Here is a 24,168-nt window from a genome sequence, read left to right as displayed (position 1 = left end):
TGTTGGCCCGACGCTAGCGCGGACGTTAGCCTGCCGCCATGTGCGGACGCTTCTTCCTGCAACGCGACCCCGCGGGGCTGGCCCGGTATTTCGAGACGACGAACCCCACGCCGAACCACGCGGCGTCGTGGAACATCGCGCCGACGCAGGACAGCCTGGTGGTGCGCCGGCATCCGGAAACCGGCGCGCGGCACCTGGATGTGCTGCGCTGGGGGCTGGTGCCGCGATGGGCCAAGGATGCGTCGGGGGCGGCACGGTTGATGAACGCGCGATCGGACGGGATCGCCGACAAGCCATCCTTCCGCGACGCTTTTGCCAGGCGCCGCTGTCTTGTGCCGGCCGATGGATTCTACGAATGGCGGGCGGAGGACGCGAAGCAGCCCTATGCCGTCGCGCTGAAGTCGGGCGCGCCCATGGCCCTTGCGGGGCTGTGGGAAGGATGGAAGGCGCCGGACGGCACCTGGCTGAAAACCTTCTGCATCATCACGACCGAAGCCAACGCCAAGCAGGCGCTGATCCATGCGCGGATGCCGGTCATTTTGTCGCCCGAGGATTGGGACGCCTGGCTGGGCGACGGCCAGGACGCCGCGGAGTTGCTGCGCCCCTGCCCGGCCGAAATCCTGGCCACCTGGCCGGTGGGGCGCCGCGTGGGCAAGTTCGCCGAGAATGATGCGGGGCTTCTGGTCCGCGATCCGGCGGCGACACCGCCGCCGGCACTGGACGACGCACCGCCCTGAGCGAAATCCGCCCCCGCGTCCGTGTCACCGGATGGGGCGGTGAAAGTCCTCGCGCGGGGCCGCCTGGCTGGACCGGTTTCCGAATTGCCGCTTGAAAACCACGCCCCCTTGGCGCCGCGCGATCACCATTCCTGCCGAATGCGCGGCCGACCTTCCGCCGGCGCCGCCGCGTCGATCTGCCGCGCCGCTCGCAAGCCCGACTCGATCGCTCCCTCGACCCAGCCTGTCTTCAGCGTCGTGAAGTCACCCGCGAAGTGGATGCGGCCCTCGGGCTTGGACCACTCCCTCAGCATCCAGCCGCCGCCCATGGGCGGGCCGCCGAAGGACCCCTTGATCCACGGCTGTTCGCCCCAGGCGAAATCCTGCACCGCAAGAACCTCGTCGATGAGATCGGGCATGTCGGTCCGAAACTGATCCACGACGGGCTGCCCGCGGTTTGGCCCGGGCCGGGCGAGCACGGCGTCGGCATTCGCGCCGTTCAGGTAGAAAAACAGGCTTCCATGACCTCCGGGCTCATTGCCCGTGATGTCGATCGCACGCTCCCAGGAGCGGTCGCCACCCGCCATCGGCCAGCCACGCGCGTTCTTCGCCAGCCACGAGGGGGTCCGCGTCTTGACGACGACCTTGACGGTCTGGTCCCACTCCATCTCGGCGAAGAGGCGGGCCTTGGCGGCCGACCAGCCGGGCGTGACCTGGATATCCCCCATGACGCTGAAGGGAATGGTCGAGATGACGACATCGCCCGAAAACAATCGACCGCTTCGCGTGGTCACATGGACACGGCCCCCGGACTGGTCGATGGCCGCCACCGGGGAGCCGAGGAAGATCCGGTCGCGCCCGATCGCATCGGCCATGGCCAGCGGCAGCCGCTCGTTCCCGCCTTGAATACGGAACAGGTTCTGATCGCCGAAATGGTAGGCGAGGTCCGGAATGATCGCGAGCGCCGGCGACCCCGAGGTAAACCCGCCGCCATGCGCGTCGAGCAGCTTGCAGAAGGCGTCGGAGGCACCGACCCGGCGAATCATGTCGCCGAGCGTCACGTTCGAAAGACCCTCGATGGCATCGCCCTCGGGCCAGCGGGCGTCCAGCACCGTGTCGGTATCAAGCCCCACGCGCTGGAGGTAGCGGTTCAGGCTGGCGGCAATCGTGACGTTCCGTTCCGCCCTGTCGAGCGGCCAGGGCCAGTTGCCGAGATCCGCCGCCGAGGCGGTCATGCCATCGACCATATAGCGGGGCAGGCCATCATTGAGCGCCAGCAGCGGCAGGCCGAAATGGCGCACGTAGCCCAGCACATACGGCATGTTGGATCGGAAATGACCGCCGCCGGCTTCCGAGAACATGCCATCGCCGAGCGGAAGCGACAGAAGACGCCCGCCGATCCGGTCCTGGTATTCAAGCAGCGTGACCCGATGGCCCCGCCGCAGCAAGGACAGGGCGGCCGTGAGTCCCGCCATGCCGGCACCCAGCACGAGCACGTCGCGCGGCATCTGCCGGTTCTGCGCAAGGCCGGGGGAGGACAGGGTCGCGGACCCAGCGGCGGCGGCCCCACCGACCAGGAGGTTGCGCCGGGACAGTCCTGCCCGCAGCCGAGGCTGCGACGTATCGTCAGACATTCTTTTTCCTGATCCCGCGTGAGCGTTGAACTGAGGTCCGGCAGGCGACGTGTCCAGACCATCTTCCGTTCGCAAGGGCTCACGTCAAACGGTCTGGCCTGTTGTTCGTCGCAGTTTCCGGGTCGTCAGGTGAGTCCACCTCACTTGAACATGCTTCAGCCTGGCGTGACGCCCGCCGCGCGCACCGCTTCCCGCCACTTGGCGATCTCGGTGCGCACGAAGGTCGCGCATTCGTCGGGGGTCTGCGGCGCGGGGGTGCCGCCCAGTTCCACCATGCGGGCGGCAAAGGCGGGTTCGCGCAGGATCGCGGTCACATCGGTGTTGATGCGTTCCACGATCGCGCGCGGGGTCGCCGCCGGCACCGCCAGCCCGGCCCAGCCGATGGCGGAAAACCCCGGCAGGGTTTCGGCGATGGTCGGCACATCCGGCATCTGCGGCGCGCGTTCGGGGGAGGTGACGGCGATGGCGCGGATCCGCCCGCCCTGCACCTGCGGCAGCGCGCTGGCGACGCTGTCGAACATCATCGGGATATTGCCCGACAGCAGGTCGGCCATGGCCGGGCCGCTGCCGCGATAGGGCACGTGGGTCAGGCGGATGCCGGCCTGGGCCGCGAACATTTCGGCCGCCAGGTGCTGCGACGTGCCGGGGCCGCCGCTGCCGTAGTCGATGGCCCCGGGGCGTTCGCGGGCGGCGGCGATCAATTCGGCCGTGGTCCGCGGGGCGAAGCCCGGCCCCGCCACGATGACCAGCGGCACGGTGAAGACGGTGGTGATATAGGCGAGGTCCCGTTCCGCATCGAAGGGCAGGTTGGGGATCAGGCTGGGGTTGATGCCGATGGTGCCGCTGGTGCTGACGGTGACGGTATAGCCATCGGGGGCGGCACGCACGCCCGCCTCGGTGCCCACGACCCCTGCCCCACCGGCGCGGTTTTCCACGACGACGCGCTGCGGCCAGCGCTTGGACAGTTCCTCACCCAACAGGCGGATCATCGTGTCGGTCGCCTGGCCGGGCGGAAAGGGGATCAGGAAGCGGACGGGGCGGCTGGGCCAGGCGTCCTGCGCGCGAACGGCGGGGGCGGCCAGGATGGCGGCGGCCGTGAGCAAGCCGCGGCGGGCGATGGGGTTGGTCATGGGCGGGGTTCCTCCGCCGCGCTCCATAGAACCGCGCTACGATCCCCGATAGGTGGAGTAGGCCCATGGCGTGCAGCCCAGCGGCACATGGTAATGCCCGCCCGCGGTCGAAAACCCGACGTTGATCGCCACCACGTCGAAATACGCCGGGTCCGGCGCCATCCCGCGCGCGGCCCAATAATCTCCGATGCGAAAGCGCAATTCATAGCGGCCTGGGACAAAGGTTCCCGGCGGCAACAGCGGCGTCGGGGATTTGCCGTCCGAATCGGTCATCACCACAGCCACCTGCTCCAGCGGCGCCATGCGCCAGAGTTCGACGGTGATGCCGGCGCCGGGGATGCCCTCGGCCTGGTTCAGCACATGGATGGTCAGGATGCTGTCGTGCATGGGGTTACTCGGCGGCCAGGGGGAGTTCCTGCGGGATGGGTGCGGTCAGCTCCCATTCATCGTAATCCAGCAGGCTGTCCATATGCGCCTGGGCATCATCGACCCAGAGCGCCTGGCAGATGCCGTCCGACAGCCGTGCGACGCCATACTTCAACCCGCTGATGGACGCCCCGGACAGCCCCATGCTGGGGGTCGCGCCGTAGTTGATCAGGTGGAGGTGGCGCAGGGCGGGCGCCGCACCGGGGGTCTTTTCCCGCAGGGCAAAGGTTTTTTCCAGATAGGGACAGGCGCCCAGCGCCGGCCATTCCTGGCCCGGCGGCGGCGTATAGACGTCGCGCCACAGCAGGATCTTGTCTGACAAGCCGTCCAGTTCCGGACGCAGGGTCAGGTCGAAGGCGGTGCCGGTGCCGACGATCACATGGTCGCAGCGATGCGTGCCGTTCGGGGTTTCGACGACGATCTCGGCCCCCTCCATCCGGGCCGCGGTGGTCGGCGCCCCCATGAACAGGGAAAAGCGCGGATCATCCTTCACCCGGTCCCAGGAGGCCGGCGGCGGCGGTTGGTTCAGGTCGAAGATCTTGCGCATCATGCGCCACTTCATCGCATCCGGCATGGCGTGGAACTGGCCGAGGAAGCCCGCCTGTTCCATCCAGCGGAAGGGATTGACCCGCGGCATGCGCGGCCGCCGCACCAGCATGATGCCGGCGGCCGCCCCACTTTCCAGTGCCGTCGCCAAATTGTCGAAGGCCGAGGCCCCCGCCCCCACCACCAGCACCCGCTTGCCCGCCAGGCCCGCGAAATCGACGGGGCCAGACGTATGCGACACGCAAGCTGCCGGCAGCGTGTCGAAGGGTGCCGGGATCGACCATTGCCCCATGCCGTCCATGCCCGTCGCCAACACGCATTTGCGCGCCTTGACGGTGATCTCGCCAGCGGCGGTGCCGACCCGCAGGTGCAGCAGGTCGGTCGCCGGATCATGGCCGATGCCAAGCAGTTCATGGCCATGCCGCACCGGCAGGTCCAGCGTCGCCTGGACCCAGTCCAGGTAGCGCTGCCAGTCCTCACGGCCGATCTTTGGCAGGGCCTCCCAGGCGTCGGCGCCATCGCGGGCGGAAAAATAGGCTTCCGGGGTCAGGGCGGGCACGCCGAGGTCGGGGCCGGAGACGTGCTTTGGTGTCCGCAGGGTCCGCATCCGGGCGAAATTCGTCCAGACGCCGGTCTGGCCTGGCGGCGCGCGGTCCAGGATGGCCACGTTGGTGACACTCTGTCGCCGCAAGGCAAATGCGGTGGTCAGCCCGGCCTGGCCGCCGCCGATGATCGCCACGTCCAGCACATCGGCTGCCGCGGGCGGCACCCAGGCGCCGCGGGGATAGGACAGCAGCGCCAATTGGCGATGAACTTCGGCGGACAGGTCCTGAAGCGCTTGCGGCATGGGCGGGCGTCCTGGGCGTGGCGTGATCATTGCGTGCACCGCAGCATGTTCCGCCGCGCCGCACCGCGACAAGGCAAAGCAGCCCATTGATTTCGCGCATCGGGGCGGTGAAACACAAAGGCAGCACGGAGATGATGCAGCGATGACCAATGGCGTGGCACCGAACCTGGTCGCAGCGGTGGATGAAGCCCGGCAATGGGGCCGCCTGATGGAGATGGCCCGCCTGGGCGCCATCCCCGGCGATGGGGTGAACCGCGCCTGCCTGACGCCGTTGGATCGTGAATCCCGCCGGCTGCTGATCGGCTGGGGGCATGCGATCGGGCTGACCGAAAGCATCGATGCCCTGGGCAATCTGTTCCTGCGGCACGAAGGCACCGACCCAAGCCTGGCCCCCGTCCTGACCGGCAGCCACATGGACAGCCAGCCGAGCGGCGGGCGCTTCGACGGCATCTGGGGCGTGATCGCGGCGCTGGAGGCGATCCAGGCCCTGCGCGAGGCGGGCACGCCAACCAAACGCCCGATCGAACTGGTCGCCTGGACCAATGAGGAAGGCGGCCGCTTCGCGCCGGGCTGCATGGGCAGCATGGCCTATGCCGGGCACAGCGCCCCGGACACATGGGATGCGGCCACCGACAAGGATGATATCCGGTTTGGCGACGCCCTGGCCGAGCACCTGGCCCTGGAAGCGGATATCCCGCGCCGGCCGCTCGGCGGCAAACCCTTCGCCTATGTCGAGGCGCATATCGAGCAAGGCCCAAAACTGGAAGCCGAGGACCGCGACATCGGCATCGTCACCGGCATCCAGGGCAGCCGCTGGTTCACGGTGGACATCACCGGCAAATCCGACCACGCCGGCACCGCGCCGGTGGGCATGCGCCAGGACGCCGTGCAGGACATGGTCCGCGCCATCACCGCGCTGAATACGCTGATGTACGACCCCACCGATGTGCTGCGCTTCACCGTGGCGCGGATCGAGGTCTCGCCCAATTCCTCCAACTCGGTCGCCGGGAATGTGCGCTTCACCATCGACCTGCGGCACCCGGACAATGCGGTGCTACTGGCGCGGGGCAATGCCATCCTGGGCGTGGTGCAGGCGGCCATGCGGTTCTGCACGGCATCGGTCATCGAACGCTTCACGGCGGCCCCCGTGGTGTTCCAGCCCGAGGTCCCGGACGCGATCGAGCGCGCGGCGCTGGCCCAGGGCTTGAACGCGGTGCGCATGCCCTCCGGTGCCTTTCACGATGCGCAATTCATGGTGCCGCTGTGCCCGACGGGGATGATTTTCGTCCCCAGTGCCCGGGGCGTCAGCCATCACCCCAGCGAATACACAGCGCCGGAGCAACTGGCGGCCGGGGCGCGGGTGCTGGCGGCGGTGCTGGCGGATCTGGCGAACCAGTGACCTCGCGGCGTTAAACCCGGATTCACCGGGCAGGCGCCATGTCGCGTTCCGACAAGCGGAACGGAACGCCGACGCCATGCATGCCCTGCGACCAGCGCTGCTGCTGTTCGCCGCGATGACCGCGGCGGTGGCGGTGCTGCAACTGTTGCCCCGCCCGGGTGGGGCCGTGGCCGTCATCTATCCGCCCGGTGTTTCGGCCGGGATGGCGCTGCCCGGCTTGCTTGAAGCACGGCCTGGCTGGCTGCCGCTGCGGCTGGCCGAGGGGCTGGTCACGGTGATCTACGCCGATCCGGCGGCCGATCCCGCGCCCGGCCGGCCGCCCGGCGCCCTGTTCCTCGTCGCCGCCCGCACGCAGCCCGGCTGCGCCCCCCAAAGGACACGCACGTGAACCTCGATCATCTTCGCCAGGCGGCGGCCCGGCTTCTGTTGGCGCTGATCTGGACCATGGCCGCGGTGGCCATGCTGCTGGACCTTTTCACCCCCGGCGCCGGCGGCCCGGCGTGGCTTGCGACCGCACTCGCCCTGGTGCTGGCGCTTGGCGTCACGGTGCCGGCGCTGCGCGATCCGGGCGCCGAAGCCACCCGCTACCTGCTGACCGTGGCGCTGATGGGGGCGGTGTCGCTGCTGGTCTGGCGCGCCGGGCCGGTCTGGCAGATCGACATCCACATGGCCTATTTCGCGGGCCTGGCCGTGGTCACCGCGTTTTGCGACAAGCGCGCGATCCTGCTCGGCGCCGCCGTGGTGGCCGTGCATCACCTGGGGCTGGACCTGCTGCTGCCGGGCAGCGTGTTCCCCGCCGGCATGGGCGGGATCGACCGTGTGGTACTGCATGCCGCGATCCTGGCGGTCGAAGCCGGGGCGCTGGCCTGGGTCGCGCATGAACTGGACACGGCCGCCCGGGCCGCGACGGCCAGCGCCGCCGCCCTCGCCCAATCGCGCCACGCCGAACAGGAGGCCCTGGCCCATGTCCAGGCGCTGGAGCGCGACGCCGCCGCATCGGCCCATGCGGCACGGCAGGCGATGGCGGGCGGCATGGAGAAGGACACGGGCGCTGCCTCGGTCGCGCTGGGCGCGGCCGTGGTGGACCTGAATGGCTGCGCCACCCGCCTGTCGCAGGCCACCAGCCAGGCCGCGCGGGACGCCGCCGCCGCCAGCGACAATGTCGGGTCCAGCATGGCCGAGGTGCATACCGTCGCCGCCGCGGCCGAGGAACTGTCTGGCTCGGTCAGCGAGATCACCCGCCAGGTCGCCCAGGCCTCCGCCGTCACCCAGCGTGCCGTGGACGAAACGGCGGCGAGCAACACCGCCGTCCAGGGCCTGGCCGATGCCACCAACGAAATCGATCACGTCGTCCGCCTGATCCGCAGCATCGCCGAGCAGACCAACCTGCTGGCGCTGAACGCGACGATCGAGGCCGCGCGCGCCGGCGATGCCGGCAAGGGTTTTGCGGTCGTGGCCGGTGAGGTGAAGCAGCTTGCCGCCAGCACCGCCCGCGCGACCGAACAGATCTCGGCCCAGATCGCCACGGTGCAGCAGCGCACCGGCGTCGCCGTCACGGCGATCGGCAACATCGCCCGGGTGGTGGCGGAGGTGGACCAGGTCGCGACCGCCATCGCCGCCGCGGTGGAGGAACAGGGCTCCGCGACACGTGAGATCGCGGCCGCCGCCGCCCGCGTCGCCGCCGGCACCGACCAGGCGGTGACCGCGACCGGCCAGGCGGCCGAGGCCATCATGGCCGCCGCCAGCCTGGTGCAGCCGCTGGAACAGACCGCCCGGGACATCCGGCAGCAGCAGGACATCATGGATACGGCCATCGATGGGGTCGTGCGCGGGCTGCGCAAGGGCTGACGCAGGTCCGAGACCGGGGCCGCCCGGCCAAAAACGCGGGGCGGCCCTTCGGCGTCCAGACTTCCCCCGGGGCCCCGACTGGGGCAGGAAGCGGCCGGAATCATCCTTTTTCCGGATACCACCTGGCATGAGCCCCAAGCTTTCGCTTCCCAAGGACCTGATCCGCATCCTGCTGCTGGAAGGTATCTCGGACACCGCCGCCCAGACCCTGCATGACGCCGGCTACCGGTCGGTCACCCGCATGGCCAAGGCCCTGGATGGGGAGGCGCTGCACGATGCCCTGCGGGGCGTGCATCTTCTGGGCATCCGGTCGCGGACGCAGATGGACGCGGCGGCCTTTGCCGCGGCCGACCGGTTGATCGCGGTGGGCTGCTTTTCGGTCGGCACCAACCAGGTGGACCTCCAGGCCGCCAAGGACATTGGAGTGCCGGTGTTCAACGCCCCCTTCAGCAACACCCGCAGCGTCGCCGAACTGACGATGGGCGAGATCGTGATGCTGCTGCGCCGCATCCCGGGCAAGTCCAACGCCGCGCACGACGGCCGGTGGGAGAAGTCGGCCGAAGGGTCACGCGAAGTGCGCGGCAAGACGCTGGGCATCATCGGCTATGGCAACATCGGTTCCCAATTGTCAGTGCTGGCCGAGGCATTCGGCATGCGCGTGATCTTCCACGACGTCGTGCCCAAGCTCGCGCATGGCAATGCCGCGGGCAACACGCCGCTGCCGGTGCTGCTGGCGCAGAGCGACGTGGTCACCCTGCATGTGCCGGAAACCCCGGCGACCGAGAACCTGATGTCGGCCGACATGATCGCGCGGATGAAGCCGGGCGCGGTGCTGATCAACAACAGCCGCGGCACGGTGGTCGACCTGGACGCGCTGGCCCAATCCCTGCGCGACGGGCACCTGGGCGGGGCCTCGGTCGATGTCTTCCCCGAGGAACCGGCCAAGGGCAACGACATCTTCCGCACGCCCTTGCAGCACCTGCCCAACGTGATCCTGACCCCGCACATCGGCGGCAGCACGATGGAGGCACAGGAGCGCATCGGTGAGGAAGTGGCCCGCAAGCTGGTGGACTGGTCGGATACCGGCACCACCCTGGGTGCCGTGAACTTCCCCGAAGTGGCGCTGCCCGCGCGCCAGGCCGGCACGCGCTTCATCCATATCCATCGCAACCAGCCGGGTGTGCTGGCCTCGGTGAACGACATTTTTCGCGCGGCCTCGGCCAATGTCGCGGCGCAATACCTGCAGACCGATCCGCAGATCGGCTACGTGGTGGTGGATGCCGAAGGCATCGAGGATGCGGAGGTTGTGCAGGCCGCGCTACGCGACGTGCCCGGCACCTTGCGCAGCCGGGTGCTGTACGACCGGGGGTAGCTGAAGAACGGTGAGGTTGCGCCATGGAGAGGGCGTCGCCCCCTCCAAACCTCCCCCACCAGGGGCCGCCGCCCCTGGACCGGCGCGATGTATTGGAAAAATAAAGGGAGGGGCATGGGGCATGCCTGATCAATAGCGTGACCTTGATGCCCCTCCCTTTATTTTTCCAAATCCCGTGGGTTCCAAGGGGCCACGGCCCCTTGGTGGGGAGAGTTTGAGAGGGGCGAAGCCCCTTTCAAGACGCTACTTCACCCCCACTACCGCACCGGCGGCGCGTACATCAGTCCGCCCCGGTTCCACAGTGCGTTCAGCCCGCGCGGCAATTGGCTCGGGCTGTTCGGACCGACGTTACGGTCATAGATCTCGCCATAATTGCCGACGGCGCGGATGGCGTTGTAGGCCCAGCGCCGGTCCAGCCCCATCATCGGGCCGTGGTCGCCGGCGACGCCCAATAGGCGGCGGACATTGGGGTTGGTGCTGGCCAGCATCGCTTCGGCATTGGCCTGGGTGATGCCCAGCTCCTCGGCCTCAATCAGGGCGAAGACGGTCCAGCGCACGATGTCGAACCACTGGTCGTCGCCGTGGCGCACGGCCGGGGCCAGCGGTTCCTTGCTGATGACGTCGGGCAGGATCATGTGGTCGTCGGGGCGCTGGAGATTGGCGCGCACGCCGGTCAACTGGCTGATGTCGGTGGTGAAGACATCGCAGCGGCCGGAGGCATAGGACGCCTGGGTTTCGGCATTGTTCTCGAACACCAGCGGCCGGATCGCGACGCCCGTGGTGCGCGACCAGTCGGCCAGGTTCAATTCACTGGTGCTGCCGGCGGTGACGCAGATGGTGGCCCCCGCAAGATCGGCCGCACGCGCGACATTGGCGCTGCGCCGGACCAAGAAGCCCTGGCCGTCATAGAAATTCACCGCCGTGAAGTTCAGCCCATTGGCGGTGTCGCGCGCATGGGTCCAGGTGGTGCTGCGCGACAACACATCGACCTGCCCCGCCTGCAAGGCCGGCAGGCGGGTGGTGGAGGTCAGGACCGTCCAGCGCACCTTCTCCCCATCGCCCAGGGTGGAGGCGGCGATGGCGCGGCAGGTATCGGCGTCGAGGCCGCGATACACCCCGCGGCTGTCCATCATGCCAAGCCCCGGCGCCCCCGGATGCGCGCCGCAATCCAACACCCCCTTGGAGCGCACGCCGGCCAGGGTCGGCCCCGGCGCCACGCCCTGTTGCGCCACGGCGGGAACGGCGAGGAGGAGCAGGCCAAGCGTCAGGCGGATCATGCGGGCAGACCTTTTCGAATGGCGAGGAATTGCAGGAGAAGCGCCGCGGAAAGCCCCCCGACCGAAATCAGCAGCCGCGTCTCGTCGCCAAGACTATGCGCGAAGACTGCCAGCGTGCCACCGACGCCCAATGCCATGCGCAGCACCGGCCCCATCGGGCGAATCAGGAAGCCGGCGAAGGCGGCCGTGACCATCGTCAGGGCCGCCGCCTGGTTCGCGGTCGCGGAAAAAATGGTCCAGGCACTGCCCTGGAACATGATCCCCGGATCGTAGATGAAGCCGAAGCCCACGGTGAATCCGGCAATGCCGAACTTGGTCGCATGCACGCTGGTGATGGTCGGCCCGGATTTGGCGATCGCACTGGCGGCAAAGGCCGCGGCGGCCACGGGTGGCGAGGCATCGGCCAGCACGGCGAAATAGAAGATGAACAAATGCGCCGCCAGCATCGGCACGCCCAGGTCGATCAACTGCGGCACGCCGATGGCGGCGGCGATGATGTAGGACGGCGTGGTCGGGATCCCCATCCCCAGCACCAGCACGGTGAAGGCCAGAAGCACCAGCAGGATCGGCAGCGATCCGCCGGCCAGGCCCTTGATGATGCCGCCGAAGGCCACGACCATCCCCGTCGCGGTCAGGCAGGACACGACGATGCCAGCCCCCGCGATGGTCACGGCCAGCGGCGCCATGGTCAGCCCGGCATTGACGAAGGCATCGACGATCTGGCGCGGCCCCATCCGCGTGCGGCGCCGTATCACGGCCACGACGACCATCGCGACACAGGCCCAGAAGGCGGCGAAATTGCCCGACCAGCGCTCGCTCATCAGCCAGACCAGCACGCCGATCGGGATGACCAGGTGGGCATCGGCCAGGACTTCGCGCCAGGGCGGGATTTCCTCGGCCGTCATGGGCCGCATGCCGGCCTTCTTCGCCTCGAAATGCACGGCGGCCAGGATGCCGTAGTAGTAGAGCACCGCGCCGATGGCGGCGGCGACGACGATCTGGCTGTAGGGAATGTTGGTGATCTCGGCCATCACGAAGGCCGCGGCCCCCATGACCGGGGGCATCAGCGCGCCGCCGACCGATGCGGCGGCCTCGATCCCGCCCGCGACGGCGGGCTTGTAGCCGATGCGGATCATCAGCGGGATGGTCATGGCCCCGGTGGTGATGACGTTGGACACCGAGGACCCGCTCATCGTGCCGAACAGGCCGGAGGTGACCACCGCGACCTTGGCCGGCCCGCCGGAAAAGCGACCGGCGGCGGCGGCGCCAAGGTTGGTGAACAGCCGCCCCGTGCCTGACGCCTGCATGAAGGCGCCGAACAGGATGAAGACCGCGATGGTGGTCGCGACGATGCCGGTCAGCGGGCCATAGACACCGCCCGCGGTCGGCACCAGCCAGGCGCTTTCGACGATCTCGGCCCAGGTGAAGGTGCGGGTGTTCAGCACGCCCGGCAGGTATGGCCCGGCCAGCATGTAGCCCAGGCAGATGATGATCATCCAGGCGAGGCCCGGTTCAACCGCGCGGCGCGTCGCCTCCAGCAAGGTCACGATCGCGATGATGCCGAGCGCCATATACATCGGCCCGAACGGATCGACGTATTCCATGCGGTCGGAGACGACGTCCCAGTTCCACATCACCCAGGCATGCGGGGCGGCGGCGACGAAGGCCCAGACCCAGTCGAGCCAGGTCGGCCGGTCCATCCGCGACGACTTCAACGCCGGCCACAACAGGAAACACAAGGGGACGAAGACGGTCAGGTGGAAGCCGCGCATCCCGATGGGTTCGGGAAAGCCGAACCCACCGAAATACAGATGCACCGCCGCCGCCGAAGCCGCCCAGGCGAAAATGAACAGCCGCAATGGCCCGGAAAGATCGCGCATCGCGGCCTCTTTGGATCAGGCGGCCGGCATCACCCCGGCGGCCCGAAACGCCGCGGCCGCCCCCGGCGCCAGCGGCACGCCCGGATAGCGCCAGGCGGTGGCCGGATCGAAGGCCGCCATGCTGGCGTGGATGGCCGCCATGCGTGGCCCCTTGGCGTTGATCAGCGTCTTGGTGATCGCCTCGACGATCGGGGCCGGGACGCTTTCGTTGACCAGGATCACCGTGTCCATCGCGGTCACCTTGATCGCGTCGGGCTGCAGCGCCGGGTAGGTGCCGGCGGGCAGGTCGGCCTGGGTATAGGCATAGGTCGAGATCAGATGGTTGCGGATATCGTCCGGGAAGCCGACCAGCCGGCCGGTGCGGCGGCCCTGGGCGATTTCGGTCAGGATCGCGGCCGGGCGGGCGAGGGCCACATAGACATAGTCCACCTGGCCATCGATGAAGGCCGCCGAGATATCGGCATAGGAGCCGTTCAGGTAGCGCCCGCCACCGGAACGAATCGCCTCGGGGCTGGTGCCGAGGAAGCGCAGGATGCGCTGCATCGTCATCTCATCCGTGCTCGACCGTTGCGGCGTGCCGATCTTCAGCCCGCGCTGGGTCAGGATGCCGCGCATATCCTCCGGCCCGCCATCGGCGCGGCGCAGCAGGTAGTGGTCGGTCGGCGAATAGCCGGTGCCCAGGCTGCGCAGCTTGTCGTGGACGGCGGTGTAGGGCTCCTCGCCCTTCGCGGCATTGGCGGCGAAGGCATCGATGCCGAAGCCGATCTGGCTCTGGCCATTGTTGATGCGCGTGGCATTGGCCAGGCCCCCGCCGGGCACGACGCGGATGCGGATCTGCGGGTTCTCTTCCTGGATCAAGGTCGCGAGGCCGGCGGCCATAGTGTACCAGCCGCCACCGAGCGAACCCGCGACCCATTCCAGCGTCTGCTGTGCCTGCGCGGTGCGGATGAAGGGCAGCGCCAGGGCGCTGCCGGCGATCAGCGTGCGGCGGGTCGTCTGCGTCATGGTCGGAGCCTCGTGTCGAATGAAGCGCGGATGATGGGCGCGGCTTGGCAAGGTCCGCAATCCCGTATCCGCAGACATGTCACACGGTTGACCAGCGGCAGTTGCGGCGGCAAGCCTGTCCGGAACCTTGGCCACGGAGCCCGAACCCACCCATGGCCATGCCAGCCGGAGCCACCCTCACCTCACCGCTCGACCGGCTGCGCGCCATCGCGCCGGGCCTGCTGGTGGCTTTCGCCATCGCCGCCGTTGCCATCGTGATCCGCCGGGCTTCGGGGCTGGCGGCGCTGAACCCGGTGGTGGTCGCCTTGGTGATCGGCATCGCCGTGCGCGCCGCGATGGGGGCGCCGGCCGCCTGGAGGCCGGGCATCGCCTATGCCGTGCGGCCGGTGCTGCGCTTCGCCATCGTGCTGCTTGGCTTGCAGGTGACGCTGACGGAACTTCTGGGGATCGGCGCGCCGGCCCTGGCGCTGGCCTTCGTCGTGGTCGCGGCGACCTTGCCGTTTACCATGTGGCTGGGCCGGGTGATGGGGGTGGATCACACGCTGTCCTTGCTGATCGGCACGGGCACGGCGATCTGCGGCGCATCGGCCATCGTCGCCGCCAACCAGGTGGCCAAAGGCCGGGATGAGGATGTCGCCTATGCGCTGGCGGTCATCACCCTGTGCGGCACGGCGGCGCTGCTGATCTGGCCGATGCTGGCGGCCCCGCTCGGGCTGTCGCCGCTCGGCTACGGGATCTGGGCGGGGGCCAGCATCCATGAGGTTGTGCAGGCCGTGGGGGCCGCCGCCGCGGGCGGTACCGAGGCCGCGCAATCCGGCACGGTGATGAAGCTGGCGCGGGTCTTCCTGCTGGCCCCGGCGGTGCTGGTGCTGGGCTGGTGGGTGGCGCGCGGCGGCACCGCCGGCGATGCCAAGGTCGCCACCCCCTGGTTCGCCTTCGGCTTCCTGGGGCTGGTGCTGCTGGGTTCGACCGGGCTGCTGCCGCCGGAAGCGCGGGAAGCTTCGCGTGCCGTGGTGCCCTGGCTGCTGGCGGCATCGGTCGCGGGCCTGGGCCTGTCCACCGACTTGCGGGCCTTGCGGGCGCGCGGCGCGGCGCCGCTGATGCTGGGTGTCTTGAGCACGGTGTTCATCGCCGCCCTGGCCTGGGCCGGTGTGCGGCTGATCGGGATTTGAACATGGGCGTGATCCATCCGCTGACGGTCAGCCTGGGTGCCAGGCGCTACCGTGTCGAACGCCCCTGGGGCGTATTGCCGGCGGGCTATGGCCTGGTATCGGATGTCGCCTGCCTGGCCGATGGACGGGTGCTGGTGTTGCTGCGGAGCGACCCCTGCATCGGCGCCTGCGACCCGGCCGTTGCGGTACTGGGTGCCGATGGCACGCTGCTGGGTGGCTGGGGCGGCGATATCATCGCCGATGGGCACATGCTCTCCGTCGCCCCCGATGGCCGCGTCTGGGTGATCGACCGCGATGCGCACCAGATCATCGTCTTCACCCCCGATGGCGTGCCGGTGGCGACGCTGGGCACGCGGCACCGCGCGGACGTGCCGTTCAATGCGCCCTGCGATGTCGGGTTTGCCGCCGATGGCACGGCCTATGTCGCCGACGGCTATGGTGCCACGCGCGTGCATGTCTTCGGCCCGGATCTGTCCCCGCGCGGCGGCTGGGGCGAAGCGGGTCGTGGCCCCGGCCAGTTCAGCACGCCGCATTCGGTCGCCGTCTTCGCCGATGGCCGCGTCGCGGTCGCTGACCGTGAGAACGACCGCGTGCAGGTGTTCGCCCCCGATGGGCGGCACCTGCTGTCCATCGACGATGTCTATCGGCCGATGTCGGTCAATGTGGATGCCGATGGGCATCTGCTGGTGACCGACCAGGTGCCGCGCCTGTCGATGTTCACGGCGGATGGCGCGCTCGTCGCCCGCTGCCGGCCGGTGCTGAACGGCGCCCATGGCATGGCGATCGGGGCCGATGGGGCGATCTATTTGTCTGAGATGAACCCAGGCCGGGTCACGCGGCTTACGCCCATCTGAACCGTCAGGCGGGTTCGGGCGCGAAAACCCGTGACGGGCGCACGAACTCCTCCTGCGCGGCAACGGTCAGGATTTCGCGCGACCCCGCGGCCTCGGTCGCGCGCAGCACGCCAAAAATGCTGCTGACGGCGGATGCCATCGCGCCGGCGCCGCCCTGCCCCCGCAGCAGGTGGAACAGGAACAGGGCGGCGATGGCGTCGCCCGCGCCGTTCACCTGCACCGACAGGCGCGGCGTGCGCAGGCGGTGGAAGGCGCCGCCTTCGCCGACCAGCAGGTCGACCGCGTCATCGGGCGTGTCCTCGACCGCCAGGCTGGTCAGCAACACCACGCGCGGGCCGCCCGCCATCAGGGTGGCGACGGCGGCCTTGGCATCGGCCAGGGTCGCGATGGTCGTCCCGGTCAGCCATTCCAGCTCGAACTGGTTCGGGGTCGCGATATCGGCCTTCGGCAGCGCCTGGTCGCGGAAGAATTCCGGAATGCCGGGGCGGACGAAGATGCCGCGCCCGACATCGCCGATCACCGGATCGCAGCACCACAGCGCGCGCGGGTTGGCGTCCTTCACGCACAGCGCCGCGTCCAGGATCGCCTGCCCGATCGCCGCATCGCCCATGTAGCCCGACAGCACGGCATCGCAGCGCGGCAGCACGCCGCGATCGGCGATGCCCTGCACCAAGTCGCCGATCAGCGCCGCGTCGAACACCTGCCCGCGCCAGGCGCCATAGCCGGTGTGGTTGCTGAACTGCACGGTATTGATGGCCCAGACATCCGCGCCCAGCCGTTGCAGCGGAAACACCGCCGATGAATTGCCGACATGGCCATAGGCGACCGAGGATTGGATCGAGAGGATATTCACGCGCTGCACCCGCCGTTCGCGGCCGACCCTGCGGGTCACTCGGCCAAGAATCAACCGGCACCGGCGCATGGCCGGCGTGGGCCTTGCGCCGATCCCGGGCCGGTCACCATACTGCCCCCACAATGATCCGCTTCAGCGGACGGCACAGGGAAACGGCCATGATCGAGAACGAAGTCTCCCGGCGCGGGCTGATGCTCGGCACCGGCTTCGGCGGAGTGTTCCTGCCGGAGGCGCTGCGCAACGCCGCCATGGCGCAGGCAACCAAGCCGACCGAATTGAAGATCGGCATCACCACCTTCCTCTCCGGCCCCGCCTCGGTCTTCGGCGTGCCGGGCCGCCAGGCGGCGGAAATGCTGGCCGAGGAACTCAACGCCGCCGGCGGTATCGGCGGCGTGCCGGTGCGGCTGTTCTTCGTCGATGAAGCGCCGGGGATCGATCATCTGGTCGGCGAATTCCGCCGGCTGGTGCAGAATGAGCGGGTCGACGTCATCTTCGCCTCGATCTCCTCCGGCTCCTGCCTCGCCTGCACGCCGCTGGCCGAGGAGTTGCGCAAGGTCACGCTGCTGTGGGATTGCGGCACCCAGCGCATCTTTGAGGAGAAGCGCTACCAATACGCCTTCCGCCCGCAGGCCAATGCGACGCCGGAAGTCCTGGCCCCGCTGCTGTATCTGCTGAAGACCAAGCCCAATTTCCGCACCATGGCCGTGCTGAACCAGGACTACGCCTGGGGCCGCGATTCCTGGGAGATCTGGCGCACCGCGATGACGGCGCTGAAGCCCGACACGCGGACGGTGGCGGAACTCTTCCCGCGGTTCGGCGCCACCGATTTCTCGACCGAGATCACCCGCCTGCTGCAGTTGCGGCCGGATGTGATCTTCTCGACCACCTGGGGCGGGGAGTTGGACACCTTCATCCGCCAGGCCAATGAACGGCGGCTGTTCGAACGCTCGACCCTGGTGTCGCCCCTGGCGGAATCCTCGCTGGAGCGGGTCGGGCGCAGCCTGCCGGCGGGGCATATCATCGGCAGCCGCGGCGATCATTGGCACCTGCATCCGCGCCCGCGCGACCCCGCGGCGCTGCGCCGCTTCACCGAGGGGTTTCGCCGTCGCTACAACGCCTATCCGATCTACCCGACGCATCACATGGCCCAGGCGTTTTCCGCCTTGCAGGCCGCCTATGCCAAGGCCATCGCGACCAAGGGCGGCGCCTGGCCGAATGAGGCGGAACTGGCCGCGGCCTTCCCGAACCTGGAATTCGACACGCCGACCAGCCGCATGAAAATCCGCGAGGACGGCCAGGGGCTGGAACCGCAGTTGATCGGCACGACCCGCCATGTGGACGCCTATCCCTTCGCGGTCATGGACAGCATGGTGATCTTCCCGCCGGAACTGGTGACCACCCCGGCCGGGCAGAACAGCATCGAATGGCTGCGCGGGCTGAAGCCCGAGATCCTGGACCGGGTGCCGGCCCCGATCCCCTACGCCTGATGGGCGATTGGCTCGCCGACAATGGGCTGCTGGTGGGGTTGGCGCTGCTGGACGGGATTTCGTCGGCGGCGCTGATCTTCCTCGTGGCCGTGGGGCTGACCCTGGTGTTTGGCGTGCTGCGCGTGCTGAACGTCGCGCATGGCTCGCTCTATGCGATCGGGGCCTATGCGGCGGCCAGCGCGGGGATTTTCGCGGCATCGCGCGGGTTGCCGGCCTGGGCCTCGCTGCCGGCCATCGTCTTGTCGGCGGCGCTGGTGGGGGCGGTGCTGGGGCCGTTGATCGAAAAGCTGCTGCTGCGCCGGGTCTATGGCCAGGATCCGGTGCTGCAACTGCTGGTGACCTTCGCCCTGTTCATGATCCTGGAGGATGTCCAGAAACTGATCTGGGGCGTGCAGCCGGTGCACAATGACGCCGCGGTGCGGCTGCTCGGCACGGTGGATGTGCCCTTTGGCGGCGATGCCATCCCGTTCACCGCCTATCAGCTTTTCCTGCTGCCTGGCGTGGCCGTGGCGGTGCTGATCGGGCTGACCGTCTTCCTGCGCCGCACCCTGACCGGCCGCGTGATCGTCGCGGTGACCGAGGATCGGGAGGCCGCGACCGCCATCGGCATCGATAGCGCGCGGGTCTATCTGCTGACCTTCACCTTTGGTGCGGCGCTGGCGGCGCTCGGCGGGGCCTTGTCGTCGCCGACGGCGGCGCTTGTGCCGGGAGTCGGCGCCTCCACCATCGTGCTGAGTTTCGCCGTCGTCGCCACGGCCGGGCTGGGGCAGATCGAGGGTGCGGCCATCGCCGCCTTGCTGATCGGACTCGGGCGTTCGGTCGCCGTCTACTTCGCGCCGGAGTTCGAGGTCGTGGTGCCCTACATCATCATGGTGGCGGTGCTGCTGGTGCGGCCGCAGGGGCTCTTCGGCGTGGCGGTGACGCGTCGTGTCTGAGCCAGGGGGACGCACCGAAGCCGCCCTGGCCCTGGCCGGGGCCGCCGCCCTCGTGGCGGTGGCCTTCGCGGCACCCTGGCTGAAATTCGTGCTGACCCTGGCACTGGCCAAGGGGCTGGCGGTGCTTGGCATCCTGCTGCTGCTGCGCGCGGGGCAGGTCAGTTTCGGCCATGCGCTCTACGTCGCCTTCGCCGCCTATGTCGTGGCCTTCGCGGCACCTTCGATGCCGGAGGCGCTGGTGCTGCTGCCACTGGCCGCCGCCGGATCGGCGCTGCTGGGGTTGGTCATCGGGCTCTTCGTCTGCCGCTACCGCGAGATCTTCTTCGGCATGATGAACCTGGCCTTGAGCATGGTCTTCTATTCGCTGCTCGAAAAACTCTACCACCTCACCAAGGGCACCGACGGGATACGGGTCCTGGCGCCAACGGTCGCCGGGATGCGGCTGGACCGGGATTCCTATGAATGGGCGCTGTTCGGCATCGCCCTGGCGCTGGCGCTGGGGGCCGGGTTTTTGGCGCGGGTCTACCTAGCATCGCCGATGGGCCAGGCGCTGAGCGCGATCAAGACGCGCGAGACGCGGCTGGAATTCATGGGCGTGTCGGCCCGCGCCGCGCTGCTGTGTGCCTATGTCGCCTCGGCCCTGCTGGCCGGCTGCGCCGGGGCGCTGATCGCGATGACGACGCGGCATGTGACGCCGCTGCTGGGCTATTGGACCGCGTCCGGGGAATTGGTGTTCATCGCCATTCTGGGCGGGGCCGGGGCGGTGCTGGGGCCGTTCCTGGGGGCGGTCGCGTTCGAGATGGTCCGCGTCTACGCGGCGGCCACCGTCGCCGATTCCTGGCAGTTGATCCTGGGCAGCGTGTTGCTGGGCGTCATCCTGTTTGCCGCGCGGGGGCTGTGGGGCCTGCTGGAGAGCGCCTTGCGCCGGGTGCGCGGGGCATGAGCGTGCTGCTCTCCGCCAAGGGGTTGCGCCTGGCCTTCGGTGGCGTGAAGGCGGCCGATGGCATCGACCTGGATGTGATGGCCGGGGAATTTTTGGCGATCATCGGGCCGAACGGGGCGGGCAAGACCACCTTCATCAACATGACCACCGGCTACCTGCGGCCGCAGGGCGGCAGCATCGCCTTCGACGGCCAGCCGATTCTGGGATTGTCGCCGCGCGCCATCGTGCATCGCGGAATCGCGCGGTCGTTCCAATTGCCGCAGCTTTCGACGGAACACACGGTGCTGGAAAACGCCGCCCTGGCCGTCGCCGCCCATGCCGGCTTCTGGTCGCCCTTCCGCCCCCTGCTGCGGCCCGACTATCGCCGGGATGCCGAGGCGTTGTTGGATCGTTTTGGCCTTTTGCCCGTGGCCCATGCCCGCGCCGATGCGCTGAACGAGGGCGCGCGCAAGCTGACCGATATCGCCATGGCCGTGGCGCTGAAGCCGCGGTTGTTGCTGATGGACGAGCCGACCTCCGGCGTCGCCGCATCGGAAAAGATGGCGATCGTCGAAACCCTGGTCCGCGTGCTGCGCGCCGCCGGCGTCACCGCCGTCTTCGTCGAACACGACATGGAGGTGGTGGCCCGTTTCGCCGACCGCGTCGCCGTCTGGTCGCAGGGGCGTATCCTTGCGCTCGGCACGCCCCAGGCCGTGCTGAACGACCCCGTCGTGCGGCGCGAGGTCATCGGCATCGAGACGGGTGCCCCCGCATGATCGCGCTGGAGGGTGCCTCGGTCGCCATCGCCGGCGTGCCGGTCCTGCGCGGCGTGTCGCTGCATGTGCCGCCCGGTGGGCGGGTGGCGCTGGTCGGGCGCAATGGCGCGGGCAAGACCACCACCCTGCGTGCCATCATGGGGCTGGTGCCGCTGGAGGCCGGGCGCCTGATGCTGGGCGGCGCGGATGCCGCCACCCTGCCCGCGCATCACCGCGCCCGCATCGGCATCGGCTACGCGCCGGAGGAACGGCGCCTGTTCGGTGCCTTCACCGTGCGCCAGAACATGCTGCTGCCGGCCGAGGTTCTGGGATTGCCCAAGCCGGAAATCGCCCGGCGGCTGGAGGCGATTTTCGCCCTGCTGCCCGAATTGCGCGACCTCGCCCCCCGCCCGGCCGCGGGGCTTTCGGGTGGCCAGGGCAAGATGGTGGCGCTCGGCCGCGCGCTGATGGTCGGCACCCGGGCCGTGCTGCTGGACGAACCCTTCCAGGGCCTGGCCCCCGCCCTGGCGCAGCGTTATGCAGAGGCGCTGAAACGCCTGCGCGACGCGCTGCCCGATGTCGCCATCCTGATCACCGAGAGCAATCCCGAACTGCTGCGCCCCTTGGTCGAGGCCAGTTTCGTGATCGAGCGGGGCGAGATCACCCACGCGTAGGGTGCCCCCGTGGTTGCCTTGGCCGTCTCCCTCGCCTAAACACCGCCCCTTGCACGCGCCGGTCCCAATCGGCGCCAACCCGGAACCATGCCGCCATGAAGCCCGACATCCACCCCGAATACCACGAAATCAACATCATCATGACCGACGGGACGACGTTCAAGACGCGGTCCTGCATGGGCAAGGCGGGCGACACGCTGCGGCTGGACATCGACCCGAAGTCCCACCCGGCCTGGACCGGCGTGCAGCGCATGATGGACACGGGCGGCCAGGTGGCCAAGTTCAACAAGAAGTTCGCCGGCATCGGTATCCGCAAGGGCACCTGATCCCGTCCGAAAATTCGATGCTTCGGCGCCACCCCTTGAACCAGGGGGTGGCGCTTTTTATGTCTGGCCTGTCGATGGTGCCCGAACGGGGCCGTCGGCGCGGATCGCGGTCCGGCGGGGGAAACCCGTTGGCGCTGCCAGTTCTGGATCGCCCATTCGGGGGTCCGTCGGAAAACGATCCGCCCTGAAACAGAACCTTGCTGATGCAGGAGGTTTTTTCCATGAACGTCGATTTTCAGCCGCTTTTTCGTTCCGCCATTGGTTTCGACCGTCTGGCTCGCCTGCTCGATACCGCCCGCGCGGCGCCGGAGCAGAGCGCCTACCCGCCCTACAACATCGAAAAGACGGGTGACGACACCTATGTCCTGACGATGGCCGTTGCCGGCTTCTCGGCCGATGATCTTGAGATCACGGCACAGGACAACACGCTGCTGATCAGTGGCCACGGCCCGCAGGACAATGGCGAGCGTCGCTATCTGTATCGTGGCATCGCCGGCCGCGCCTTCGAACGGCGCTTCGTGCTGGCCGACCACATGCAGGTCGCCGGCGCCGACCTGGTCAACGGGCTGCTGCACGTGACCTTGCGGCGCCTGGTTCCGGAGGCCTTGAAGCCCCGCCGGATCGAGATCGCGGCCGCACCGCACACGCAGCCCGCGGCGATCGAACAGCAGTCCGTCGCGGCGTAACGACGATGGTTGGGGGCCGGCGGGTGACCGCCGGCCCCTTTCCACGTCACGGCGTGCGGAAGAACGCCGAGGCCGCGTGTTTCTGGGCCTGCCGCTTGGCGATGGCCGCTTCGGCGCGGGCGATTTCTTCCCGCAATTCGGCGATATAGGCCGCCAGTTCCTCCTCCCCCATCGGATCCAGCACGCGCGGAACAAAGGCATCCCGCCGCCTGGGGGCGTCATCTTCCAGCATTGCCATGCGTTCCTCCGTCAACCGCCCTGCACCGATCGGGTCGCGGGAGTCTTTGACCCCCGGGCCGCCGCCGCTTATATCCTCGAACATTCTGCGGTGCGGTGTGGTCTTCGCCAACCTGTCGCGCGCCTTGGCCCGAAGGTCGTTGAACCTTGGGGGGCCGGCGCGGACGGATTGGCCGGGTTGCCGGCACGCGTCGGCTGGCCTGTCGCTTTTCCCGAAGATCGGGCGGCAAGGCGGGTCCGGGGCGTGCCATGCTGCGCCCGGACCCGTGCCGCATCGCGGCACGTCCCGCTTTTCCGCTGCCAGACCCTAAGGTGCCGCTCATGTCCACGCCTCTGATGCCGAAGGCCACCGCCGTGTGGCTCATCGACAAGACCGCCCTGACTTTCGAGCAAGTGGCCGATTTCGTGGGGATGCACCCGCTGGAGGTGCAGGCGATCGCCGATGGCGAAGTCGCGCAAGGCATCGTCGGCTACGACCCGGTTGCCAACATGCAGTTGACCAAGGCCGAAATCGCCCGTTGCGAGGCCGATTCCAACGCGCGGTTGCAGATCCTCGCCTCCGCCACGCCGCCGCCCAAGGCCCGCGGCAAGGGTGCGCGCTACACGCCGGTCGCCAAGCGGAACGACCGGCCGGACGGCATCGCCTGGCTGCTGCGCAACCATCCGTTGCTGTCCGATGCCGCGATCGGCAAGCTGTTGGGGACCACGAAGGAAACCATCCAGAAGGTGCGCGACCGCACCCACTGGAACAGCGCCAATATCAAGCCGCGCGACCCGGTGATCCTGGGCCTGTGCAGCCAGTCCGACCTCTATGCCGTGCTGGCGCCGCTGGGCGAAAAGGCCATGCACGCGCCGCTGCCGGCGAATGAGGATGCGGCCTGAGGCTGAGGTGGCGTCTCGACCAGGCGGGTTCGCCTGATCGAGACGTATTGGCGTCGGGTTAGCGCGCCGGTTCTTTCAGTTTCTCCATTTCTTCCTTCAGTCGCAGCTTGTCGCGCTTCATCTGGGACAGCACACCACCGTCCGGTTGGGGTCGGCCATCTTCCGACTTGATCTGGCGATCAAGTGCGGCGTGGCGTTCCTCAAGGGCGCGGAGTCTTGCGATGATTGCCATGGGCGACGTCTCTCCGAGGCTGTGATTCGCCGGACAGGTCCGGCGCGCGGCGACTGGCGCCACCGCGCATCGG

The 24,168-nt window shown here is 68.9% G+C and carries 25 protein-coding genes; 15 read left to right on the top strand and 10 right to left on the bottom strand.

What is annotated here, in order from left to right; translation table 11 throughout:
• Window positions 1–38: 38 nt before the first annotated feature.
• Entirely contained in the window at window positions 39–737 is a 699-nt protein-coding gene (locus ACQW02_RS04335; protein ID WP_431284039.1) for an SOS response-associated peptidase, read from the top strand.
• Between the two features lie 122 nt (window positions 738–859).
• On the opposite strand, the gene ACQW02_RS04330 is transcribed toward ACQW02_RS04335, so the two are convergent.
• The 4 genes from ACQW02_RS04330 to ACQW02_RS04315 form a co-directional block, all read right to left on the bottom strand.
• Complete coding sequence (locus ACQW02_RS04330) at window positions 860–2,224, bottom strand: flavin monoamine oxidase family protein (RefSeq protein ID WP_431284038.1); 1,365 nt, start codon at window positions 2,222–2,224, stop codon at window positions 860–862.
• Between the two features lie 281 nt (window positions 2,225–2,505).
• Entirely contained in the window at window positions 2,506–3,480 is a 975-nt protein-coding gene (locus ACQW02_RS04325) for a Bug family tripartite tricarboxylate transporter substrate binding protein (RefSeq protein ID WP_431284037.1), read from the bottom strand.
• A gap of 36 nt (window positions 3,481–3,516) precedes the next feature.
• A complete protein-coding gene (gene uraH / locus ACQW02_RS04320; RefSeq protein ID WP_431284036.1) occupies window positions 3,517–3,867 on the bottom strand; it encodes a hydroxyisourate hydrolase in 351 nt (116 codons plus the stop codon).
• A gap of 4 nt (window positions 3,868–3,871) precedes the next feature.
• Window positions 3,872–5,299 carry an FAD-dependent oxidoreductase gene (locus ACQW02_RS04315; protein WP_431284035.1) on the bottom strand — a complete coding sequence of 476 codons (1,428 nt, stop codon included), beginning with the start codon at window positions 5,297–5,299 and terminating at the stop codon, window positions 3,872–3,874.
• A gap of 142 nt (window positions 5,300–5,441) precedes the next feature.
• Here ACQW02_RS04315 and ACQW02_RS04310 point away from each other — a divergent pair, with 142 nt between their 5' ends.
• From ACQW02_RS04310 to serA, 4 genes are all read left to right on the top strand, one after another.
• Window positions 5,442–6,698 (top strand): M20 family metallo-hydrolase, encoded by a 1,257-nt coding sequence (locus ACQW02_RS04310; RefSeq protein ID WP_431284034.1) that lies wholly within the window; start codon window positions 5,442–5,444, stop codon window positions 6,696–6,698.
• Window positions 6,699–6,774: 76 nt separating this feature from the next.
• Window positions 6,775–7,086, top strand: a complete 312-nt coding sequence (locus ACQW02_RS04305) for a hypothetical protein (protein ID WP_431284033.1) — start codon at window positions 6,775–6,777, stop codon at window positions 7,084–7,086.
• A complete protein-coding gene (locus ACQW02_RS04300) occupies window positions 7,083–8,546 on the top strand; it encodes a methyl-accepting chemotaxis protein (RefSeq protein WP_431284032.1) in 1,464 nt (487 codons plus the stop codon). Before ACQW02_RS04305 ends, ACQW02_RS04300 begins: the two co-directional genes overlap by 4 nt.
• Before the next feature lie 127 nt (window positions 8,547–8,673).
• Window positions 8,674–9,918 carry a phosphoglycerate dehydrogenase gene (serA, locus tag ACQW02_RS04295; protein ID WP_431284031.1) on the top strand — a complete coding sequence of 415 codons (1,245 nt, stop codon included), beginning with the start codon at window positions 8,674–8,676 and terminating at the stop codon, window positions 9,916–9,918.
• Between the two features lie 257 nt (window positions 9,919–10,175).
• On the opposite strand, the gene ACQW02_RS04290 is transcribed toward serA, so the two are convergent.
• From ACQW02_RS04290 to ACQW02_RS04280, 3 genes are read right to left on the bottom strand one after another with little or no spacing between them, the layout of a single operon-like run.
• Window positions 10,176–11,195 carry an amino acid ABC transporter substrate-binding protein gene (locus ACQW02_RS04290; protein ID WP_431284030.1) on the bottom strand — a complete coding sequence of 340 codons (1,020 nt, stop codon included), beginning with the start codon at window positions 11,193–11,195 and terminating at the stop codon, window positions 10,176–10,178.
• The gene (locus tag ACQW02_RS04285; protein ID WP_431284029.1) at window positions 11,192–13,075 is read right to left on the bottom strand and encodes a TRAP transporter permease; all 1,884 of its coding nucleotides are present in this window, start codon (window positions 13,073–13,075) and stop codon (window positions 11,192–11,194) included. Before ACQW02_RS04285 ends, ACQW02_RS04290 begins: the two co-directional genes overlap by 4 nt.
• A 15-nt stretch (window positions 13,076–13,090) precedes the next feature.
• Window positions 13,091–14,080, bottom strand: a complete 990-nt coding sequence (locus ACQW02_RS04280; protein WP_431284028.1) for a TAXI family TRAP transporter solute-binding subunit — start codon at window positions 14,078–14,080, stop codon at window positions 13,091–13,093.
• Between the two features lie 152 nt (window positions 14,081–14,232).
• Here ACQW02_RS04280 and ACQW02_RS04275 point away from each other — a divergent pair, with 152 nt between their 5' ends.
• Together ACQW02_RS04275 and ACQW02_RS04270 are read left to right on the top strand one after the other, a co-directional pair.
• Window positions 14,233–15,252, top strand: a complete 1,020-nt coding sequence (locus ACQW02_RS04275) for a YeiH family protein (protein WP_431284027.1) — start codon at window positions 14,233–14,235, stop codon at window positions 15,250–15,252.
• 2 nt (window positions 15,253–15,254) lie between these two features.
• Window positions 15,255–16,106, top strand: coding sequence for a peptidase (locus ACQW02_RS04270; protein ID WP_431284026.1), 852 nt, complete (start codon window positions 15,255–15,257; stop codon window positions 16,104–16,106).
• Between the two features lie 4 nt (window positions 16,107–16,110).
• Here ACQW02_RS04270 and pdxY read toward each other — a convergent pair whose 3' ends face one another.
• Window positions 16,111–16,998: a pyridoxal kinase PdxY gene (gene pdxY, locus ACQW02_RS04265; RefSeq protein WP_431284025.1), complete on the bottom strand. Its 888-nt coding sequence runs from the start codon at window positions 16,996–16,998 to the stop codon at window positions 16,111–16,113.
• A 119-nt stretch (window positions 16,999–17,117) separates the two neighbouring features.
• On the opposite strand from pdxY, the gene ACQW02_RS04260 reads away from it, so the two are divergent.
• From ACQW02_RS04260 to ACQW02_RS04230, 7 genes are all read left to right on the top strand, one after another.
• Window positions 17,118–18,446 (top strand): ABC transporter substrate-binding protein, encoded by a 1,329-nt coding sequence (locus ACQW02_RS04260; RefSeq protein WP_431284024.1) that lies wholly within the window; start codon window positions 17,118–17,120, stop codon window positions 18,444–18,446.
• Window positions 18,446–19,381 carry a branched-chain amino acid ABC transporter permease gene (locus ACQW02_RS04255; protein WP_431284023.1) on the top strand — a complete coding sequence of 312 codons (936 nt, stop codon included), beginning with the start codon at window positions 18,446–18,448 and terminating at the stop codon, window positions 19,379–19,381. Before ACQW02_RS04260 ends, ACQW02_RS04255 begins: the two co-directional genes overlap by 1 nt.
• Complete coding sequence (locus tag ACQW02_RS04250) at window positions 19,374–20,324, top strand: branched-chain amino acid ABC transporter permease (RefSeq protein WP_431284022.1); 951 nt, start codon at window positions 19,374–19,376, stop codon at window positions 20,322–20,324. Before ACQW02_RS04255 ends, ACQW02_RS04250 begins: the two co-directional genes overlap by 8 nt.
• Window positions 20,321–21,079, top strand: coding sequence for an ABC transporter ATP-binding protein (locus tag ACQW02_RS04245; RefSeq protein ID WP_431284021.1), 759 nt, complete (start codon window positions 20,321–20,323; stop codon window positions 21,077–21,079). The genes ACQW02_RS04250 and ACQW02_RS04245 overlap by 4 nt, the downstream gene beginning before the upstream one ends.
• On the top strand, window positions 21,076–21,732 hold the full coding sequence (locus tag ACQW02_RS04240) for an ABC transporter ATP-binding protein (RefSeq protein ID WP_431284020.1): 657 nt from the start codon (window positions 21,076–21,078) through the stop codon (window positions 21,730–21,732). Before ACQW02_RS04245 ends, ACQW02_RS04240 begins: the two co-directional genes overlap by 4 nt.
• Before the next feature lie 95 nt (window positions 21,733–21,827).
• Window positions 21,828–22,058 carry a 50S ribosomal protein L31 gene (gene rpmE, locus ACQW02_RS04235; RefSeq protein ID WP_431284019.1) on the top strand — a complete coding sequence of 77 codons (231 nt, stop codon included), beginning with the start codon at window positions 21,828–21,830 and terminating at the stop codon, window positions 22,056–22,058.
• 221 nt (window positions 22,059–22,279) lie between these two features.
• On the top strand, window positions 22,280–22,744 hold the full coding sequence (locus ACQW02_RS04230; RefSeq protein ID WP_431284018.1) for an Hsp20 family protein: 465 nt from the start codon (window positions 22,280–22,282) through the stop codon (window positions 22,742–22,744).
• Window positions 22,745–22,790: 46 nt separating this feature from the next.
• Here ACQW02_RS04230 and ACQW02_RS04225 read toward each other — a convergent pair whose 3' ends face one another.
• Entirely contained in the window at window positions 22,791–22,982 is a 192-nt protein-coding gene (locus ACQW02_RS04225; RefSeq protein WP_431284017.1) for a DUF1192 family protein, read from the bottom strand.
• A gap of 320 nt (window positions 22,983–23,302) precedes the next feature.
• On the opposite strand from ACQW02_RS04225, the gene ACQW02_RS04220 reads away from it, so the two are divergent.
• Window positions 23,303–23,863 (top strand): DUF1013 domain-containing protein, encoded by a 561-nt coding sequence (locus ACQW02_RS04220; RefSeq protein ID WP_431284016.1) that lies wholly within the window; start codon window positions 23,303–23,305, stop codon window positions 23,861–23,863.
• 58 nt (window positions 23,864–23,921) lie between these two features.
• Here the strand turns inward: ACQW02_RS04220 and ACQW02_RS04215 are convergent, their stop codons facing one another.
• The gene (locus ACQW02_RS04215) at window positions 23,922–24,095 is read right to left on the bottom strand and encodes a YdcH family protein (protein WP_431284015.1); all 174 of its coding nucleotides are present in this window, start codon (window positions 24,093–24,095) and stop codon (window positions 23,922–23,924) included.
• Between the last annotated feature and the right edge of the window lie 73 nt (window positions 24,096–24,168).

Source organism: Humitalea sp. 24SJ18S-53 (assembly GCF_050632385.1).
Classification (GTDB): Bacteria; Pseudomonadota; Alphaproteobacteria; order Acetobacterales; family Acetobacteraceae; genus Humitalea.
Note: the sequence above shows the minus strand (reverse complement) of the source record. Positions and strands in the feature narration are given on the sequence as shown.

Bases quoted from the DNA above. Each gene is read 5' to 3' on its own strand.
- ACQW02_RS04335 (WP_431284039.1), top strand. From the start codon at position 39: ATGTGCGGACGCTTCTTCCTGCAACGCGACCCCGCGGGGCTGGCCCGG.
- ACQW02_RS04330 (WP_431284038.1), bottom strand. From the start codon at position 2,224: ATGCCGCGCGACGTGCTCGTGCTGGGTGCCGGCATGGCGGGACTCACG.
- ACQW02_RS04325 (WP_431284037.1), bottom strand. From the start codon at position 3,480: ATGACCAACCCCATCGCCCGCCGCGGCTTGCTCACGGCCGCCGCCATC.
- uraH (WP_431284036.1), bottom strand. From the start codon at position 3,867: ATGCACGACAGCATCCTGACCATCCATGTGCTGAACCAGGCCGAGGGC.
- ACQW02_RS04315 (WP_431284035.1), bottom strand. From the start codon at position 5,299: ATGCCGCAAGCGCTTCAGGACCTGTCCGCCGAAGTTCATCGCCAATTG.
- ACQW02_RS04310 (WP_431284034.1), top strand. From the start codon at position 5,442: ATGACCAATGGCGTGGCACCGAACCTGGTCGCAGCGGTGGATGAAGCC.
- ACQW02_RS04305 (WP_431284033.1), top strand. From the start codon at position 6,775: ATGCATGCCCTGCGACCAGCGCTGCTGCTGTTCGCCGCGATGACCGCG.
- serA (WP_431284031.1), top strand. From the start codon at position 8,674: ATGAGCCCCAAGCTTTCGCTTCCCAAGGACCTGATCCGCATCCTGCTG.
- ACQW02_RS04290 (WP_431284030.1), bottom strand. From the start codon at position 11,195: ATGATCCGCCTGACGCTTGGCCTGCTCCTCCTCGCCGTTCCCGCCGTG.
- ACQW02_RS04285 (WP_431284029.1), bottom strand. From the start codon at position 13,075: ATGCGCGATCTTTCCGGGCCATTGCGGCTGTTCATTTTCGCCTGGGCG.
- ACQW02_RS04280 (WP_431284028.1), bottom strand. From the start codon at position 14,080: ATGACGCAGACGACCCGCCGCACGCTGATCGCCGGCAGCGCCCTGGCG.
- ACQW02_RS04275 (WP_431284027.1), top strand. From the start codon at position 14,233: ATGGCCATGCCAGCCGGAGCCACCCTCACCTCACCGCTCGACCGGCTG.
- ACQW02_RS04270 (WP_431284026.1), top strand. From the start codon at position 15,255: ATGGGCGTGATCCATCCGCTGACGGTCAGCCTGGGTGCCAGGCGCTAC.
- ACQW02_RS04260 (WP_431284024.1), top strand. From the start codon at position 17,118: ATGATCGAGAACGAAGTCTCCCGGCGCGGGCTGATGCTCGGCACCGGC.
- ACQW02_RS04255 (WP_431284023.1), top strand. From the start codon at position 18,446: ATGGGCGATTGGCTCGCCGACAATGGGCTGCTGGTGGGGTTGGCGCTG.
- ACQW02_RS04245 (WP_431284021.1), top strand. From the start codon at position 20,321: ATGAGCGTGCTGCTCTCCGCCAAGGGGTTGCGCCTGGCCTTCGGTGGC.
- ACQW02_RS04240 (WP_431284020.1), top strand. From the start codon at position 21,076: ATGATCGCGCTGGAGGGTGCCTCGGTCGCCATCGCCGGCGTGCCGGTC.
- rpmE (WP_431284019.1), top strand. From the start codon at position 21,828: ATGAAGCCCGACATCCACCCCGAATACCACGAAATCAACATCATCATG.
- ACQW02_RS04230 (WP_431284018.1), top strand. From the start codon at position 22,280: ATGAACGTCGATTTTCAGCCGCTTTTTCGTTCCGCCATTGGTTTCGAC.
- ACQW02_RS04225 (WP_431284017.1), bottom strand. From the start codon at position 22,982: ATGGCAATGCTGGAAGATGACGCCCCCAGGCGGCGGGATGCCTTTGTT.
- ACQW02_RS04220 (WP_431284016.1), top strand. From the start codon at position 23,303: ATGTCCACGCCTCTGATGCCGAAGGCCACCGCCGTGTGGCTCATCGAC.
- ACQW02_RS04215 (WP_431284015.1), bottom strand. From the start codon at position 24,095: ATGGCAATCATCGCAAGACTCCGCGCCCTTGAGGAACGCCACGCCGCA.